We start from the raw sequence: 17,061 nt of genomic DNA on the forward strand, positions 1-17,061 counted from the left end.
TAGAGCATGATTTTGTTATGCACTAGAGATTTGTTCTCTAGTGCATTTTTTGCTTTACTTATTATTAGTTTTAAGTTTTTGTTCACGATAATCAGAAGGATATAGACCAACATTTGATCTGAATACACGACTAAAATAAAATGCATCTTTATAACCTACTAATTCACCAATTTTCTTGATTTCTAATTCTGGTTGATTCAGTAAAAGTTGCTTTGCTTTGTTTATTCTAATTTTTGTGATGTATTTAAGTGGAGTTTCTCCAATATGTTTCTTAAAGATTTTGCTTAAATACTCATTTGTGAATCCAAATTTATCAGAAATATCATTAATTGAAGTTATTGATGAATAATTGTTAATCAAATAATTTTCAAGTAATTTGCTTAACCTTTCTGGCTTTAAGTTATGTGGATCAATTGAGAAGCTAGCTTCTTCTTTATTTTCTGAATCAAGCGAAATTAAAATGTTTTGAAGAGAAGAGTTTAACTCATCTATTTTTACTGGTTTTAAAAGAAAATCTTTGGCTTCGTATTTAAGTGCAGTTTGGGCATATTTGAAATCATTATATCCACTAAGTACCATTGTCTTTATATATGGATAGTTATGATGGATATATTTTATTAACTCTAATCCATCTGAACGAGGCATTCTAATATCAGTAATAACAATGGATGGGCATAAATCATTAACCAAGCCAATAGCATCTTCTCCATTATTAGCTTCGCCAACTAACTCAAGAGGAATGGATAAAGATTCGATTTTTTTAATTAGATTTTTTCTAATAAGATGTTCATCTTCTACTACAATATACTTATATTTGTGTGTGGTCATTATAAAACTCCTCCTTATTTGTATAAATTGGACCTCCAATTATAAATACTGTCTTACCATAAATTGAATTATCTATATAAAAGATACTTTCATCTCCATAAAGAATCTTTAAACGAATATATACGTTTTTTAATCCCATACCGCCTATTTTCAAAGACTTTAGCTCTTTGTTTTTATCTAGATTATAGAATTTAGATAATAATTCTATACGTTTATCATTGGTTAAACATCCGCCATTGTCTTCAATACAAATTATCCATTTTTCATCTTCAATATTTGAGCTTATCTTAAGATACCAAGGTGGAGAAGCGCTGAAGCCATATTTAAAGGCATTTTCAACAAATGGCTGAACTATTAATTTAGGAATAAATATGTCTTTTGTATTTTCATTAATATCTGAATGGTATATAAAATCATTACCATATCTTATTTTCATACATTCTATATATTGCTCTGTAAATGAAATTTCTTCAAATAAAGAAACTATAGTCTCATCACTAGTACTTATATATCGAAAATAATTGCAAAGAGAATCACACATACGTACTATATCATTATTCATGTTTTCTTCTGCCATAACACTTATATTCGTTAGACTATTATATAAGAAATGAGGATTTAATAATGATTGAGTAGCTTGCAGCTTTGCTCGTGTTTCTTCAGATTTTAATAATAAAATTTCATGTGAAGAATCTCTAAGTTTGCTATACATATCTATAAAGGATGTGTACAATTCAGAGATTTCTTGAATATTTGAATGAATAGGAGTAATTATGGTTTCGTTTTCATCAAGTACATTGTTAATTGTTATTTGTTTAGTAGCATGACTTAAATTGCTTAAAGGGTGTGTAATTCGACTAGAAATAATGAAACATAAAATTAGTGTAGATCCAACTGAAAGAAAAATTATAACTATAAAGCTTATTTTAAAAGAATTTAATGATTCAAAAACTATATTTTTAGGTTCACTTATAACTACTGTCCAATTATATGGCTGAATTTTTTCATATGATACTAGAAATTCCTTCATGTAACCTGTATTCACAAATTGAGCAGAAGATGGGATGAGTGAATTTTCATTAATTAATTTTAAGTAGTTTATGTTATCATCTTCTTTAACGTTGTATGGATATATTAGTTCGTTATTTTCGTTATATACATAAAATGATGTAGATGGGTTTTTCTGCTGTAATTCTGAAATTAAAGAAAATACAATATCGCCATCCTGTATTACCTCAACTATTCCTTCAGCTTCTCCACTGCTGTCAAAAAATAAGCGAGTTAAAGTGATATATTTAGATATTCCAGTATATAAATTTTTGCTATTTGGAAGAGTTGATATTGTGGATATATGCTTAGATCCATTCTTATTTATAGTTGGTTCATACCAAGGTAATTCGGCTAAATTAATTTGAGTTACCCCTTGAAAATAACCAGAACCGATGCATGTCCCATTTAATGTGTAAATATTTACTTGGGTAGCAGATTGAAATGGGCCTATAATAGCAGTAATAATATCATATATTAATAAAACGTTTTCTCTTGATGTTGAAAATGTTGATGTATTTAGTTCATTAGAATTATAATTCTTATAAAAGCTAGTAAAATTCTTTTTTAATGCATTTGAGTAAACAATATTCATGGATATTGTAGACATATTATTTAATTCACTATTTAATGAGTTCTGTATAGAAGTACATAATGATTCGGATTTTATTTTTGAATCACTTACTATATTATCCTTGTAAAATGAGTAAAAACAAATGAAGAAAATTGATAGTAATGTTGTTACTAAAAGCCCGTAAATAAAGAATAAATAAGTCTTTTGAGAATAATAAAATTCACGCTTCATTTTTTAGCCTCCTTTTAATGTGTATTATATAATACAGTTCAAAAAAGTGCAAAGGAAAGTTCTGTTTTGTCTATGTAATATAGGTGATGTAAATGATATCATAAAGCTATGGACAATGATAAACATGGTAAATGAAAATATTAAAAGGATGGAGGTATTTAATATGGTAAAAGGTTTAAAAAAAGTGTTAAGTGCTATTATGATGGGGGTAATGGCAGGGAGTATTCTTACAGGATGTGGAGGCTCATCTTATTCGTCAGCTTCTGGCAACGGAAGTTCTGTAACGTTAACTTTTGGTTCTCATCAATCAGGTCTTCCAACATCAGGAGTGGTACAAGATTTAGCGAAAGAATTTGAGAAAGAGACAGGAATAAAGATAGACTTTCAAATTTCACCAGATGCCCAATGGCGTGATCTTTTAAAGGTAAAACTAGACTCAGGTGAAGCACCAGATATATTTTGTGCAGATGCTGATCCATTAAATTTAGTTACTAGGGTAAATCCAGAAAAATATTGTGTGGATGTAACTGATCAAGAATGGGTATCAAGAATGGATCCAAATGTTATTCCATCAATTTCATATAATGATAAGGTATATGGTATAACATTCCCGGGAAAGAAAATGTATTTTTATGTGTACAATAAAGAAATATTTGAAAAGTTAGGATTAGAAATTCCAAAGACATATGAAGAGTTTAAAAATGTATGTCAAAAAATCAAAGATTCGGGAACAACTCCTATTTATGAAGGAACTCAAAATGGATGGCATCAAGTTCTTCCATTATTTGAAACAGGAGCTATGTATCAAGCAAAGCATCCTGACTTATATGAAAAGCTTAATAAAAACGAAGTTGACTTAGATTCTGTTCCAGAATTATTAACAATAATAAAAGAATTAAAGGAATTTTCTGAGTTAGGATTTTATGGTGATGATTATTTAAGTAATTCAGTTGAAAATGCTAAAGAAGCTATGGCAAATGGTAATGTAGCAATGTTCATGGCTGAATCAGCTTGGAGAGATGAAGTAAAAGCAGATTTCCCTGATTTTGATGTTAGTAAGTTAGGCATTTTTACAATGCCTTGGGGTGATAATCAAACAATTGGTGTAAATCCAGCTAGTAATGCTTATTTTATAAATAAAAATGGAAAAAATGTAGATGCTGCATTAAAGTTCTTTGAATTTTTAGCAAAACCAGAAAATTTACAAAAACGTTTAGATGGACAACCAGGATTGTCAGAAGTATGCTGGCCTGAAATAAAATCAAAATATTCAGATGAAGACCAAGCTTATATTGATTCTTTGGAAAAAGGCATGGTTGTTCAAGCTGGTGTTAAATATGTTGATAGCCAATGGATGGAAGTTGGTAAGGATTTAGAGTCTATGTATACTGGTGCTATGACTCCAGAACAAGTACTACAAACAATAATAGATAGAAGGACAGAACAAGCAAATTTACAAAAGGATGAGTATTGGACAAAATAATCTTTGACTATGTACAAAGTTTAGAAGTTATTAACAATATAATAATGAGCAAAAATGATTTTTTATATTAAGGTTTGCTCATAGGGTTCTGCAAAAAATGAATAATGAAGGAATGAAAATAATAAGTTTGATTTCCTTCATTGTCGGCAGGACTATTAAATAAAAAATTACTAAAAATAGGAGGCATAATTATGGACAGAAAAAAGTTATATCCATGGTATTTTACAAGTGGTGCATTAGTCATATTCTTTTTACTTTGCTTTTTACCAGGAATTATAGGTATTTTTTATTCTTTTACTGATTGGAATAACTTTTCTAGTGAAGTGAATTTTGTTGGATTAAAGAATTATATAGAAGTATTTAGAGGTAAACCAGAATATCGCACATATATTTGGAATACGGTTACATTTACAGTAGTCACAACAGCATTAAAAACAATAGTAGGGTTAGGATTAGCACTTTTATTAACGCAGAAAATAATAAAATTCAAAAATCTTCATAGAATGATTATATTTTCTCCTCAAGTAATGTCTTATCTAGTAGTTGGTCTTGTTTTCAAAAGCATGTTACATCCAACAACAGGTTTCTTAAATAATTTCCTAAGAACAATGGGCTTAGATATTTTAACAAAAAATTGGTTAACAGACTTAAAGGTTGTATTCCCAACTGTAATGGCAGTAGATACTTGGAAAGGTATGGGATATATAATGGTTGTAATAATAGCTGGGATAATGTCAATTGCACCAGAGTATTATGAAGCAGCAAGTATTGATGGAGCTACATTCTGGCAAAAATTTAAGAGCATAACATTACCTTTATTAAAACCAATTATTGTGAATGTTACTGTACTTAACGTAACATATGGCTTTAGAGTATTTGATATGATCTATTCACTAACAAATGGTGGACCAGGAAATGCAACTGGAGTAATTAATACGGCAGTATATAAAGAATTTTCAAAAGGAAATTATGCAATGGGTACAACCTTGTCTAGTATTCTATTCTTTATATTACTACTACTGTTATATTATATTCTTAAATCCATGGAAAATAAGGAGGTTGAAGCTTAATGAAGAGTTCAAAGAAAACTATAAAGTCAATAGTAGCAAATACTGCAACAATATTTATAAGTTTAATAATATTAATACCATTAGTGGTTTTATTTCTTAACTCCTTTAAGACACAGGGAGAATCTAATAAGATGTCTCTAACCTTACCAAGTACATGGCAGTTTGAAAATTATAAGACAGTAATTGAGCAAGGAAAGCTAGTATCTTCATTTTTTAACAGTCTTCTATATGCAACAGTAAGTGTAGTAATAATAGTAATTGTAGTATCAGCGGCAGCTTTTGTTATTGCTAGAAATCGTAAAGGCATAAATAATCTTATCTACTACTTTATTATTTCCGGTATAGCAATACCAATTAATAATGTTGCATTAATGAAAGTTTTGCAAGCATTAAATCTTGTTAATACAAGAATTGGAGTTATATTAGTTTATGCAGCTATAAATATACCACTTAGCTTATTCTTATGCTATGGATTTATATCAACTATTCCAAGAGAGATAGATGAAGCAGCAGTAATTGATGGATGTGGTCCAATTAAATTATTTGTACAAATAATATTACCTTTGTTAAAACCTATAATGTCAACATTATTTGTTTTAAATTTCATGGCTGTATGGAATGATTTCACAATGCCATTGTATTACTTAAATAATTCAGCAAAATGGCCAATGACTCTAGCAGTTTATAACTTCTTTGGAGCATTTGAAAATTCATGGAATCTAGTTAATGCAGACATTATGCTAACATTACTTCCAGTATTAATAGTATTTATTTTAGGTCAAAAATATATTGTTGGAGGAGTAGCAGCAGGATCTGTAAAGGGATAAAAATTAATATATCTTCTAAATGATTTAATAAAAAATAGTGAAAATTATAAATTTAGAAAAGGGATATTATAACATAGAATACGATTTTTAAATCAGGATTATATTTATGAAAAGGAGAGAACTTTATGAAATTTAGTAATGGATGTTGGTTAGATAAAGAAGGAGTAAAAATTTATAGCCCAAAAGAAGTTCATAGAATAAAAATAGAAGGAGATACATTAACAGTATCTGCACCTTGTACTAAAATAAATACAAGAGGTGATACTTTAGGAGGTGCGGTCATCACATATAAGATTACATCACCAATGGAAGATGTAATTAGAGTTAGAGCATATCATTTTATGGGAGAACAAAAGAAATCACCTAGTTTTGAAATACATGAAAACAAAGATACTAAAGTATTAATTGAAGATAATGAAAATGAAGTTATATTTAAATCTGGAAATACTAAAATGATACTCAGTAAAGAAAAATGGGAAATGGCATTCTATAAAGGTAATAAAAAATTAACTTGTAGCGAAAATAAAGGACTTGCTTATATCAAAACTATACAAGAAGAAGATTTTATAAACATTGTAGAAGATGGTGTTTATATGAGAGAGCAGTTACGTTTAAGTGCAGGAGAACTAGTTTATGGGCTAGGAGAAAAGTTTACAGCCTTTGTTAAGAATGGGCAAACTATCGACGTATGGAATGAAGATGGAGGAACAAGTACAGAACAATCATATAAAAATATTCCGTTTTATATTACTAATAAAGGCTATGGTGTATTTGTAAATCATCCAGAAAAGGTATCATTTGAAGTAGCATCAGAAAATGTTAATAAAGTTCAATTTAGTGTTCCAGGAGAGTGCTTAGATTACTTTATAATTGGTGGAGAAACAATGAAAGAAGTTGTTAAGAATTATACAACATTAACAGGAAAGCCGGCATTACCACCAGCATGGTCGTTTGGATTATGGCTTACAACATCATTCACTACAAATTATGATGAAGAAACAGTAACAAGCTTCGTTAATGGAATGGCAGAACGCGATATTCCACTTAGAGTATTTCATTTTGATTGTTTCTGGATGAAAGACTTTAACTGGTGTAATTTTGAATGGGATGATGATGTGTTCCCAGATCCAGTAGGAATGCTTAAGAGGCTTAAAGAAAAGGGATTAAATATATGTGTATGGATAAATCCTTATATAGGACAAGAATCAAAGCTATTTGAAGAAGGAATGAAACATGGTTATCTTTTAAAGAAACCTAATGGAGATGTATGGCAATGGGATATGTGGCAACCAGCAATGGGATTGGTTGATTTTACAAATCCATCAGCATGTGAATGGTATTCAGGAAAGCTTAAAGAATTAATTGATATGGGAGTAGACTGTTTTAAAACTGATTTTGGTGAACGTATACCTACAGAAAATGTACAATACTTTGATAAGTCAGACACAAAGAAAATGCACAACTACTATACTTTTATGTACAACAAAGTAGTATTTGAAACACTTAAGAAATACAAAGGTGATGATCAAGCTGTATTATTCGCAAGGTCAGCTACAGCAGGTGGACAACAATTCCCTGTACACTGGGGAGGAGATTGTGAAGCTGACTATGAATCTATGGAGCAAAGTTTAAGAGGTGGATTATCATTGTGTATGTCTGGATTTGGATTTTGGAGCCATGATATAGGAGGCTTTGAGAGCACATCTACAGCTGATGTTTATAAGAGATGGGTTGCATTTGGATTACTATCATCTCATAGTAGATTACATGGAAGTAAATCATATAGAGTACCATGGTTATATGATGAAGAAGCTTGTGATGTAGTTAGATTCTTCACTAAATTAAAATGTAGCATAATGCCTTATTTATATAGAATGGCAGAGATAACTCATGAAACTGGTATTCCAGTTATGAGATCAATGGTTTTAGAATATCAAGATGATGATGCATGTATTTATTTAGATAAACAATATATGCTTGGAGAATCAATTTTAGTAGCACCTATATTTAATGATGAAGGTAAAGCAAAATACTATTTACCAGAAGGAAAGTGGACAAATTTCATAACTGGAAAGAAATATGAAGGTGGAAGATGGATTAAAGAAAAACATGACTACTTAAGTGTACCTATGATGATTAAAGAAAATAGTATTATTGCAGTTGGTGCTGAAGATAGTAAACCTGATTATGATTATAGAAAAGATGTTTCATTATTAGCATATGAATTAAAAGAAAATACTAAAGCATGTGCAAAAGTTTTTGATATGAACAATGAAGAAAAACTTTCTGTTGAGGTTTTAAAGAATGGTAATAAAATAGTAATTGAATCAACAGGGACAGAGGATGAATGGACATTGGTATTAAAAGATGTTGTTAATGTAGAATCTGTAGAAGGTGCAGAATTTATATCAGAAGAAAATGATACCAAAATAAAAATTAACTCTGGAAACAGCAAAATATTTTGTATATTAAAATAAAATGTAGTCTTTTTTATAAAGGTGTAATTAAAAAAATTTATTTTTAGTTACATCTTTATCTATTTTTTTGATATATTACTTTATAGCATACATAAAAACATATAGTGAAAATATTTTTAAATAAAAAGTAGACAAACATTGTTAAGTAAAATAAAATTCCCAGAATTTAAGAATTTAAGAATTTAAGAATTTAAGAATTTAAGAATTTAAGAATTTAAGAATTTAAGAATTTAAGAATTTAAGAATTTAAGAATTTAAGAATTTAAGAATTTAAGAATTTAAGAATTTGCTTATTTTATGAGGTCTAGAGGGGATTTTTTTAGGAAACACTTACTTATATTAGTAGAAACGTATTTTTCTTGCAGAAAAATGCGGGCTTTACCACTAAGTTCGTACCTCGCTAAGTGTTAAATGCTAGCGATTCGCACTAAATGCAAGATTTGAGATCCATGCCTAAGAATACGATAATATAAATTCTTAGGAATATGAGAATATGCTCATTTTATGCTGACTTTATTATAATAGATTAATAATTGCTATAATTAATATTTTTCATGGGAATAATAATAGGGACAATTTTTTATGCTTTGAAATTTAATTATGTAAGGAGAATTTAGTTATGAGTGAAGTATTATCTTATAATGAGTATTTATTAGTAGAGCCAGATGGAACATGCAAGGGATTTACGGATTATGAAGGGGCAAAATCATATGTAAATATGTATTATGAAAGATTTATTGATCATAAAATAGTAAAAAATGATTATAATGACTTGACTGATATTGGAGGAGAAGCACCAAGAGTTAATATATGTACTCAAGCAGGAGCTGAGACAGGAATTTGCAAAGTTTATAAGATAGATGATTTTATAAAAAAGATAGAATCAGATATAGTATTTGAAGAGGAACAAGAAGAGATAATATCAAGATTAATCCAAAAGGATATAGATTTTAATATAAATGACTACAATCTAGATTTGGTTTTAGCAGATATTGAATCGGTTGATATTATGGAACAATATGGAGAAATGAAATAAAATTATTATTCTACTATAATAAAAAGTATATATGATACATTTAGATAAAATACTAAATTTATAAGAAAACATGTATCGGAATGTTAAAAAAATAAAGAATTTAATAACAATTAGATAAATAATCTTCAAAAAACTTATCTTAAAAAACCAGAGTGGAAAAATTTTTTTATATTATTGACATAGATTATTTACAGTAGTAAACTTTAACGTAACAACAAAAAATTAATATATCCTTTAGCAAAAAATGCTGAGAAGGAGAAAGTTATAAAAAAGATAAAAAGTTTCAGAGAGTCGATGGCAGGTGAGAATCGATACTTTAATTTTATAATTATCACTCCAGAGCAGAATCCAGAAAGAGAATTTAATTCTTGAGTAAAAGATATCCGGTGTGCATCCGTTATATGCAAGGGTTTGTTAGAACCTAGTGATATTATGTAAGGCGGAAATTTATCCCACTTCTTATGATTTATATCATTAAGGGTGGGTTTTTTTTAACTATTTTTGAGGAGGAATTATATGGATAAGCATGTGTTGTCTGTTTTAGTTAAAAACTCATCAGGGGTGCTTAGCAGAGTAAGTGGTCTTTTTTCTAGAAGAGGATATAATATCGATAGCTTAACTGTAGGAAGAACTGAAGATCAAAATATTTCTAGAATGACTATTGCTTTGAACGGAGACGAAGATGTATTAGAACAAGTTAAAAAACAATTGAATAAGCTGGAAGATGTTATATGTGTAACAGATTTAAATGACAATGAATCAGTGTATAGAGAGCTAGTGCTCATAAAGGTTAGGGCAAATGCTGAAAATAGGGCAGCAATAAATGAAACTGTAAAAATCTTTAGAAGTAAAATAATAGATCTTTCTACGAATACATTAACTATTGAATTAACTGGGGATGAAGATAAAGTATCAGCATTAATAAGTCTTATGGAAGAGTATGGAATAGAGGAATTGGTTAGGACTGGAATAACAGCTCTTCAAAGAGGGGAAAAAACACTAAAGAAAAGTGTTGAAGAATTAGATTTAGAGTAATTTAAGCTGTAAAAATTAATGAATGGCAATAAGTTAAGGGGGAATTCAATATATGGACAAGCAGTCGGTAAAAATATTTGATTCTACTTTAAGAGATGGAGCTCAAGGCCATGGAATTTCATTTTCTTTAGAGGATAAGATAAAAATAGTAAAACTACTGGATGAAATGAAGATAGATTATATTGAAGCTGGAAATCCAGGATCTAATCCCAAAGATATGGAATTCTTTAAGCTAATAAAGACAATAGATTTAAAGCATTCAAAGGTTGTTGCTTTTGGTTCTACTAGAAGACCAAATATTAAAGTAGAAGATGATAAAAATTTAAAAGATTTACTTTCTGCAGAATGTGATACAGTTGTTGTATTTGGCAAGTCATGGGATTTTCAAGTTACGGATATAATAAAGACAACCTTGGATGAAAATTTAGAAATGATAAAAGATACAATAAAATATCTTTCAGATAAAGGGAAAAAAGTAATATTTGATGCAGAACATTTTTATGACGGTTTTAAGGCTAATAAAGAATATGCAATGTCAACAGTAAAATCTGCCGAAGAAAATGGGGCAATGGCAGTTGTACTGTGTGATACAAATGGTGGAATGCTTCCAGAAGAAATAGCGAGTATTACTAAATTTGTGAGAAGCCAAGTAGATATTGAAATAGGAATCCATAGTCATAATGATATGGGAATGGCAGTAGCAAATTCTATAGTAGCAGTGCAGTCAGGTGCAAATCAGGTTCAAGGAACTTTTATTGGAATAGGGGAACGCTGTGGAAATGCTAATTTAAGCAGCATAATTCCAATACTAAAGTTAAAACTTAATTATAATGTGCTTGGAAATAATGAATTGGGGGAATTAACAAAAACAGCAAGAGCAATTTCAGAAATATGCAATATTACATTAGAGGATCAAAGCCCATTTGTAGGAAATTCAGCATTTGCTCATAAAGGTGGAATGCATATTGATGCAGTTACAAAATCACCTAAATCATATGAGCATATAGATCCTAAATTGGTTGGAAACAAAAGACGATTTTTAGTGTCTGAAGTTAGTGGGAAAAGCACTATATTACAGGAAATAAGAAAAGTCTTTCCTAATATATCTAAAGATGATAAAGAAGTTCAAAAGATTACTGATAGGCTGAAGGACTTGGAATTTGAAGGATATCAGTTTGAAGGGGCAGAAGGAACTGTAGAACTTATAATAAGAAAAATTATTGGAAAGTATAAACCGTTCTTTAAATTAAATCATTTCAAGATAATTGGAGAACAGCCTTATAATTCAGAAGAATTTAGTTCGACAGCAGTAATAAATATTACAGTTGATGGACAGACTGAAATGACAGCTGCAGAAGGTGAAGGCCCTGTAAATGCATTAGATAAGGCAATAAGAAAGGCATTAGAAGTATTTTATCCAGAACTAAAACAAACAAGACTTGTAGATTATAAAGTTAGAGTTTTAGATTCTGAAAGTGCTACAGAAGCAAAAGTTAGAGTTTTAATTGAATCAACAGACGGTATAGAAAATTGGAGTACAGTTGGGGTATCCAGAGACGTAATTCAAGCTAGTTGGATAGCTTTGGTAGATTCAATAGAATATAAATTAATTAAAGATATTCAAAGAAAATTAGAAACATATTTTTAAGGAGATGATTTTAAGATGGGTATGACAATGACACAAAAAATATTAGCAGCACATGCTGGATTAAAAAGCGTAAAAGCCGGACAATTAATAGAAGCAAATCTAGACTTAGTATTAGGAAATGATATTACAACTCCAGTAGCTGTAAATGAATTTAAGAAATTTGGAACAGATAAGGTATTTAGCAAAAGCAAAATAGCTATAGTGCCAGATCACTTTACTCCTAATAAAGATATAAAGGCAGCAGAACAAGTAAAATATATCAGAGAATTCGCAAATAAGATGGAAATAGAAAATTTCTTTGAAGTTGGAGAAATGGGGATAGAACATTGTTTAGTACCAGAAAGAGGATTAGCTGTTGCAGGTGATGTAGTAATTGGAGCTGACTCACATACTTGTACTTACGGAGCACTTGGAGCTTTCTCAACAGGAATAGGATCAACTGACATGGCAGCTGGAATGGCTATAGGAAAATGTTGGTTTAAGGTTCCCTCAGCATTAAAGTTTGTTCTTAAAAATAAGCCAGCTAAATGGATAAGTGGTAAAGATATAATCCTACATATAATTGGAATGATAGGTGTTGATGGTGCATTATATAAATCAATGGAATTTGTAGGAGATGGATTACAATATCTTTCTATGGATGATAGATTCACAATGGCTAATATGGCTATTGAAGCAGGTGGAAAAAATGGAATTTTCCCTGTAGATGATAAAACAGAAGAATATTTAAAAGAACATGCACAGAGAGAATGGAAGAAGTATGAAGCAGATGAAGATGCAGAATATGATGAAGTATATGAAATTGACTTAAGTACATTAAGACCGACAGTTTCATTCCCTCACTTACCAGATAACACAAGAACAATTGATAATACTGGCGATGTTGAAATTGATCAAGTTGTAATTGGTTCATGTACAAATGGTAGAATTTCAGATTTAAGAGTTGCTAGAGATATATTAAAAGGTAAGAAGGTTAACAAGAAAATAAGATGTATTGTTATTCCAGGAACTCAAAAAATATATCTACAAGCTTTAGAAGAAGGAATTATTAAAGATTTAATTGAAGCTGGAGCTGCTTTTTCTACTCCAACTTGTGGACCATGTTTAGGTGGACATATGGGAATATTAGCAAAGGGTGAAAGATGTGTATCAACAACAAATAGAAATTTTGTAGGAAGAATGGGACATGTTGAATCGGAAGTTTATCTTGCAAGTCCAGCTGTTGCAGCAGCATCTGCAATAACTGGAAAAATAACTGATCCAGAATTAGTGTAGGAGGTATTTAGTAATGAGCGTAAAAGGTAGAGTATTCAAATATGGAGATAATGTAGATACAGATGTAATAATTCCGGCAAGATATTTAAACACATCAGATGCTAAAGAACTTGCAGCACACTGTATGGAAGATATTGATACAGAGTTTGTAAAAAATGTAACTGATGGAGATATAATTGTAGCGAATAAAAACTTTGGATGTGGTTCTTCAAGAGAACATGCTCCGCTTGCAATAAAGACAGCAGGGGTAAGCTGTGTTATTGCATCAACATTTGCAAGAATATTTTATAGAAATTCAATAAACATAGGATTACCAATATTAGAATGTGATGAAGCAGTTAAGAATATTGATGCTGGTGATGAATTAGAAGTTGATTTTAAAACAGGATTAATTAAAAACTTAACTAAGAACCAAGAATATCAAGGAGAAGCTTTCCCTGAATTCATGCAAAAAATAATCGATAATGATGGACTTATTGGATATATCAGAAACAATAAGTAGAAGTAAAACAAAGGTAAGTAAGCATAGTTAATATAAATAAGCAAAAATAGAAGCTAAACATATTTATTTACAATTCACAGTTAAATAATATTATATTTATTTGAAACTTTGATTAATTATAAACTGTAAATTGTGAACTGATAAAGAGGGGGATTTTTATAATGAAATGTAACGTAGCAGTAATACCAGGAGATGGAATAGGTCCAGATATAGTGGCAGAGGCTATAAAAGTATTAAAAACAATTGGAGAAAAATTTGGACATAGATTTGAATATGAATATGCAATAGCTGGTGGATGTTCTATAGATAAAACCGGAGAAGCACTTCCAGCAGAAACTTTAGAAATATGTAAAAGAAATGATGCAGTATTACTTGGAGCTGTCGGTGGTCCAAAATGGGATGATCCAGATGCAAAGGTAAGACCAGAACAAGCTTTATTAGGCTTAAGAGGTGGAATGAATCTATATTGTAATTTAAGACCAGCAACATTATATGCACCACTTAAGAATGCATCACCACTTAAAGATAGTATAGTTGGAAATGGAATAGATATTGCTATAGTTAGAGAATTAACTGGTGGTATTTACTTTGGAGAAAGAGGTAGAGAAACTGTTGATGGTTTAGAATCTGCTTATGATACTGAAAGATATAATGTAAAAGAAATCCAAAGAATTGTTAAAATTGGATTTGAAACAGCAATGAAGAGAGATAAGAAATTAACTTGTGTAGATAAAGCAAACATACTTGAAAGTTCAAGACTTTGGAGAAAAGTTATTGGAGAAATGACAAAGGATTATCCAGAAGTTGAAGTTAATTATATGTATGTAGATAATGCTGCAATGCAGCTTGTTAAAGATCCAACTCAATTTGATGTAATTGTTACTTCAAATATGTTTGGAGATATATTATCAGATGAAGCTAGTATGGTTACTGGTTCAATTGGAATGTTACCATCAGCATCACTTGGAGATGGAACACTTGGAATGTATGAACCGATCCATGGAAGTGCACCAGATATTGCAGGAATGGGAATTGCAAATCCATTAGCAACAATATTATCAGTTGCTATGATGCTTAGATACAGTTTTAATTTAGATGAAGAAGCTAAAGTTATAGAAGATGCGGTGTTATCAGTTCTTGAAGATGGCTATAGAACTGGAGATATAATGAGTGAAGGAAAAACTAAGGTTGGAACTACGGAAATGGGAGACTTAGTTTGTAAAAAAATTGTTAAAGGAGAGTAGAGGCTAATGAAAAGTGATGCAATAAAGTTAGGTCCTGGAAAAGCAGCGCAAAGATCACTGCTTAAAGCACTAGGATTAACAGATGAAGAAATAAAAAGACCTATAATAGGAGTAGTATCAGCTCAAAACGAAATTATACCTGGACATATGAATCTTGATAAGATTACAGAGGCTGTTAAAAAAGGTATATTAGTAGCTGGAGGAACACCAATTGTGATTCCTGCTATTGGTGTTTGTGATGGTATAGCTATGGGACATGAAGGAATGAAATATTCTTTAGTTACAAGAGAACTTATTGCAGATTCAATAGAGTGTATGGCAAAGGCCCATGCATTTGATGCATTAGTTTTAATTCCTAACTGTGACAAGATTGTACCAGGAATGGTTATGGCAGCACTAAGAGTTAATATTCCAGCAGTTTTAGTAAGTGGAGGCCCAATGCTTGCTGGAAGACATAAAGGCAAGGATATCTCTCTTACTACTATGTTTGAAGCGGTTGGTTCATATGAAAATGGAACTATTGATGAAAAAGAACTATGTGAATTAGAAAATTCTGCATGTCCAACATGTGGCTCATGTTCTGGAATGTTTACAGCTAATTCAATGAACTGTTTATGTGAAGTATTAGGTATTGCATTACCTGGTAATGGAACAATTCCAGCAGTATATTCTGAAAGATTAAGACTTGCTAAAAAAGCAGGTATGGCTGTTATGGATGTTTTAAAGAAAGACATTAAGCCAAGAGATATAATTAATGAGAGAAGTATAATGAATGCATTAAAGGCTGATATGGCACTTGGATGTTCAACTAATAGTGTGCTTCATATAACTGCAATTGCAAATGAAGCAAAGGTTGAAATGAACTTAGATATAATAAATGATTTATCATCTAAAACTCCAGACCTTTGTAAATTAGCACCTGCATCTGATGTTCATATTGAAAAATTATATGCAGCAGGGGGAATATCAGCAGTATTAAGTGAACTTGCTAAGAAGGATATTCTAGATTTAGGTTGTATGACTGTTACAGGAAAGACTATTGGAGAAAACATTGAAGGTGTAACTGTTTCAGATTATGATGTTATCAAACCAATTGATAATCCATACAGTGCAACTGGAGGAATCGCTATATTAAGAGGAAATCTAGCTCCTGATGGTGCTGTTGTAAAGAGAGCAGCAGTTTTACCAGAAATGCTTGTTCATGAAGGACCAGCTAGAGTCTTTAATTCAGAAGAAGAAGCAAATGCAGCTATTTTCTCTAAAAAGATAAATCCAGGAGATGTTATTGTTATAAGATATGAAGGTCCAAAAGGTGGCCCTGGCATGAGAGAAATGCTTCAAGCAACAGCAGCAGTTGCAGGAATGAAGCTTGATTCCTCAGTTGCATTAATTACTGATGGAAGATTCAGTGGAGCTACAAGAGGAGCTTCAATAGGACATGTATCTCCAGAAGCAGCTGACGGTGGAGTTATTGGATTACTTGAAGATGGGGATATAATTTCAATAGATATTAATAATTGTAAACTTGATGTAAAGTTGAGTGATGAAGAAATTGCTGAAAGAAGAAAGACATTTAAGCCAATTGAACCAAAGGTTAAAGAAGGTTATTTAGCAAGATATGCTAAACTAGTTAGTTCAGCAGCAGAAGGAGCAATACTTAAGTAATTCAGAATTCACAATGCACAATTCACAATTGTGGGATAAATCCTTTTTTAATTGTGAATTGCCCATCTGGGTGCCCTAAAGGGTATGAATTTTGAATTTTGAATTGTCCAATGGGGGGT

General features: G+C 30.6%; 13 protein-coding genes. 11 read left to right on the forward strand and 2 right to left on the reverse strand.

The genetic code is table 11. The annotated features are described in order from the left end of the window. Nucleotides 1-54: 54 nt before the first annotated feature. Nucleotides 55-831 carry a response regulator transcription factor gene (locus CNEONATNEC86_RS01450; protein WP_125149685.1) on the reverse strand — a complete coding sequence of 259 codons (777 nt, stop codon included), beginning with the start codon at nucleotides 829-831 and terminating at the stop codon, nucleotides 55-57. Then, nucleotides 809-2,680 (reverse strand): cache domain-containing sensor histidine kinase, encoded by a 1,872-nt coding sequence (locus tag CNEONATNEC86_RS01455; RefSeq protein WP_159135416.1) that lies wholly within the window; start codon nucleotides 2,678-2,680, stop codon nucleotides 809-811. The genes CNEONATNEC86_RS01450 and CNEONATNEC86_RS01455 overlap by 23 nt, the downstream gene beginning before the upstream one ends. Before the next feature lie 163 nt (nucleotides 2,681-2,843). On the opposite strand from CNEONATNEC86_RS01455, the gene CNEONATNEC86_RS01460 reads away from it, so the two are divergent. From CNEONATNEC86_RS01460 to ilvD, 11 genes are all read left to right on the forward strand, one after another. Further along, nucleotides 2,844-4,163 (forward strand): ABC transporter substrate-binding protein, encoded by a 1,320-nt coding sequence (locus tag CNEONATNEC86_RS01460; protein ID WP_159135417.1) that lies wholly within the window; start codon nucleotides 2,844-2,846, stop codon nucleotides 4,161-4,163. 191 nt (nucleotides 4,164-4,354) lie between these two features. Next, a complete protein-coding gene (locus CNEONATNEC86_RS01465) occupies nucleotides 4,355-5,233 on the forward strand; it encodes a carbohydrate ABC transporter permease (RefSeq protein WP_125149626.1) in 879 nt (292 codons plus the stop codon). Further along, nucleotides 5,233-6,060 carry a carbohydrate ABC transporter permease gene (locus tag CNEONATNEC86_RS01470; RefSeq protein WP_159135418.1) on the forward strand — a complete coding sequence of 276 codons (828 nt, stop codon included), beginning with the start codon at nucleotides 5,233-5,235 and terminating at the stop codon, nucleotides 6,058-6,060. Before CNEONATNEC86_RS01465 ends, CNEONATNEC86_RS01470 begins: the two co-directional genes overlap by 1 nt. Nucleotides 6,061-6,185: 125 nt before the next feature. After that, entirely contained in the window at nucleotides 6,186-8,537 is a 2,352-nt protein-coding gene (gene yicI / locus CNEONATNEC86_RS01475) for an alpha-xylosidase (RefSeq protein ID WP_159135419.1), read from the forward strand. Nucleotides 8,538-9,156: 619 nt separating this feature from the next. After that, complete coding sequence (locus tag CNEONATNEC86_RS01480) at nucleotides 9,157-9,573, forward strand: hypothetical protein (protein ID WP_125149629.1); 417 nt, start codon at nucleotides 9,157-9,159, stop codon at nucleotides 9,571-9,573. Nucleotides 9,574-10,089: 516 nt separating this feature from the next. After that, nucleotides 10,090-10,608, forward strand: coding sequence for an acetolactate synthase small subunit (gene ilvN / locus CNEONATNEC86_RS01485; RefSeq protein ID WP_058293500.1), 519 nt, complete (start codon nucleotides 10,090-10,092; stop codon nucleotides 10,606-10,608). 52 nt (nucleotides 10,609-10,660) lie between these two features. After that, on the forward strand, nucleotides 10,661-12,256 hold the full coding sequence (cimA, locus tag CNEONATNEC86_RS01490) for a citramalate synthase (RefSeq protein ID WP_159135420.1): 1,596 nt from the start codon (nucleotides 10,661-10,663) through the stop codon (nucleotides 12,254-12,256). 15 nt (nucleotides 12,257-12,271) lie between these two features. Next, nucleotides 12,272-13,531: a 3-isopropylmalate dehydratase large subunit gene (gene leuC, locus CNEONATNEC86_RS01495; RefSeq protein WP_058293498.1), complete on the forward strand. Its 1,260-nt coding sequence runs from the start codon at nucleotides 12,272-12,274 to the stop codon at nucleotides 13,529-13,531. Nucleotides 13,532-13,544: 13 nt separating this feature from the next. Beyond that, nucleotides 13,545-14,033, forward strand: coding sequence for a 3-isopropylmalate dehydratase small subunit (leuD, locus tag CNEONATNEC86_RS01500; RefSeq protein ID WP_058293497.1), 489 nt, complete (start codon nucleotides 13,545-13,547; stop codon nucleotides 14,031-14,033). A gap of 161 nt (nucleotides 14,034-14,194) precedes the next feature. Next, nucleotides 14,195-15,277, forward strand: coding sequence for a 3-isopropylmalate dehydrogenase (gene leuB, locus CNEONATNEC86_RS01505; RefSeq protein ID WP_058293496.1), 1,083 nt, complete (start codon nucleotides 14,195-14,197; stop codon nucleotides 15,275-15,277). A 6-nt stretch (nucleotides 15,278-15,283) separates the two neighbouring features. Continuing rightward, the gene (ilvD, locus tag CNEONATNEC86_RS01510; protein WP_125149631.1) at nucleotides 15,284-16,942 is read left to right on the forward strand and encodes a dihydroxy-acid dehydratase; all 1,659 of its coding nucleotides are present in this window, start codon (nucleotides 15,284-15,286) and stop codon (nucleotides 16,940-16,942) included. The last annotated feature ends 119 nt before the right edge of the window (nucleotides 16,943-17,061 follow it).

The organism is Clostridium neonatale (assembly GCF_900465025.1).
Lineage (GTDB): Bacteria > Bacillota > Clostridia > Clostridiales > Clostridiaceae > Clostridium > Clostridium neonatale.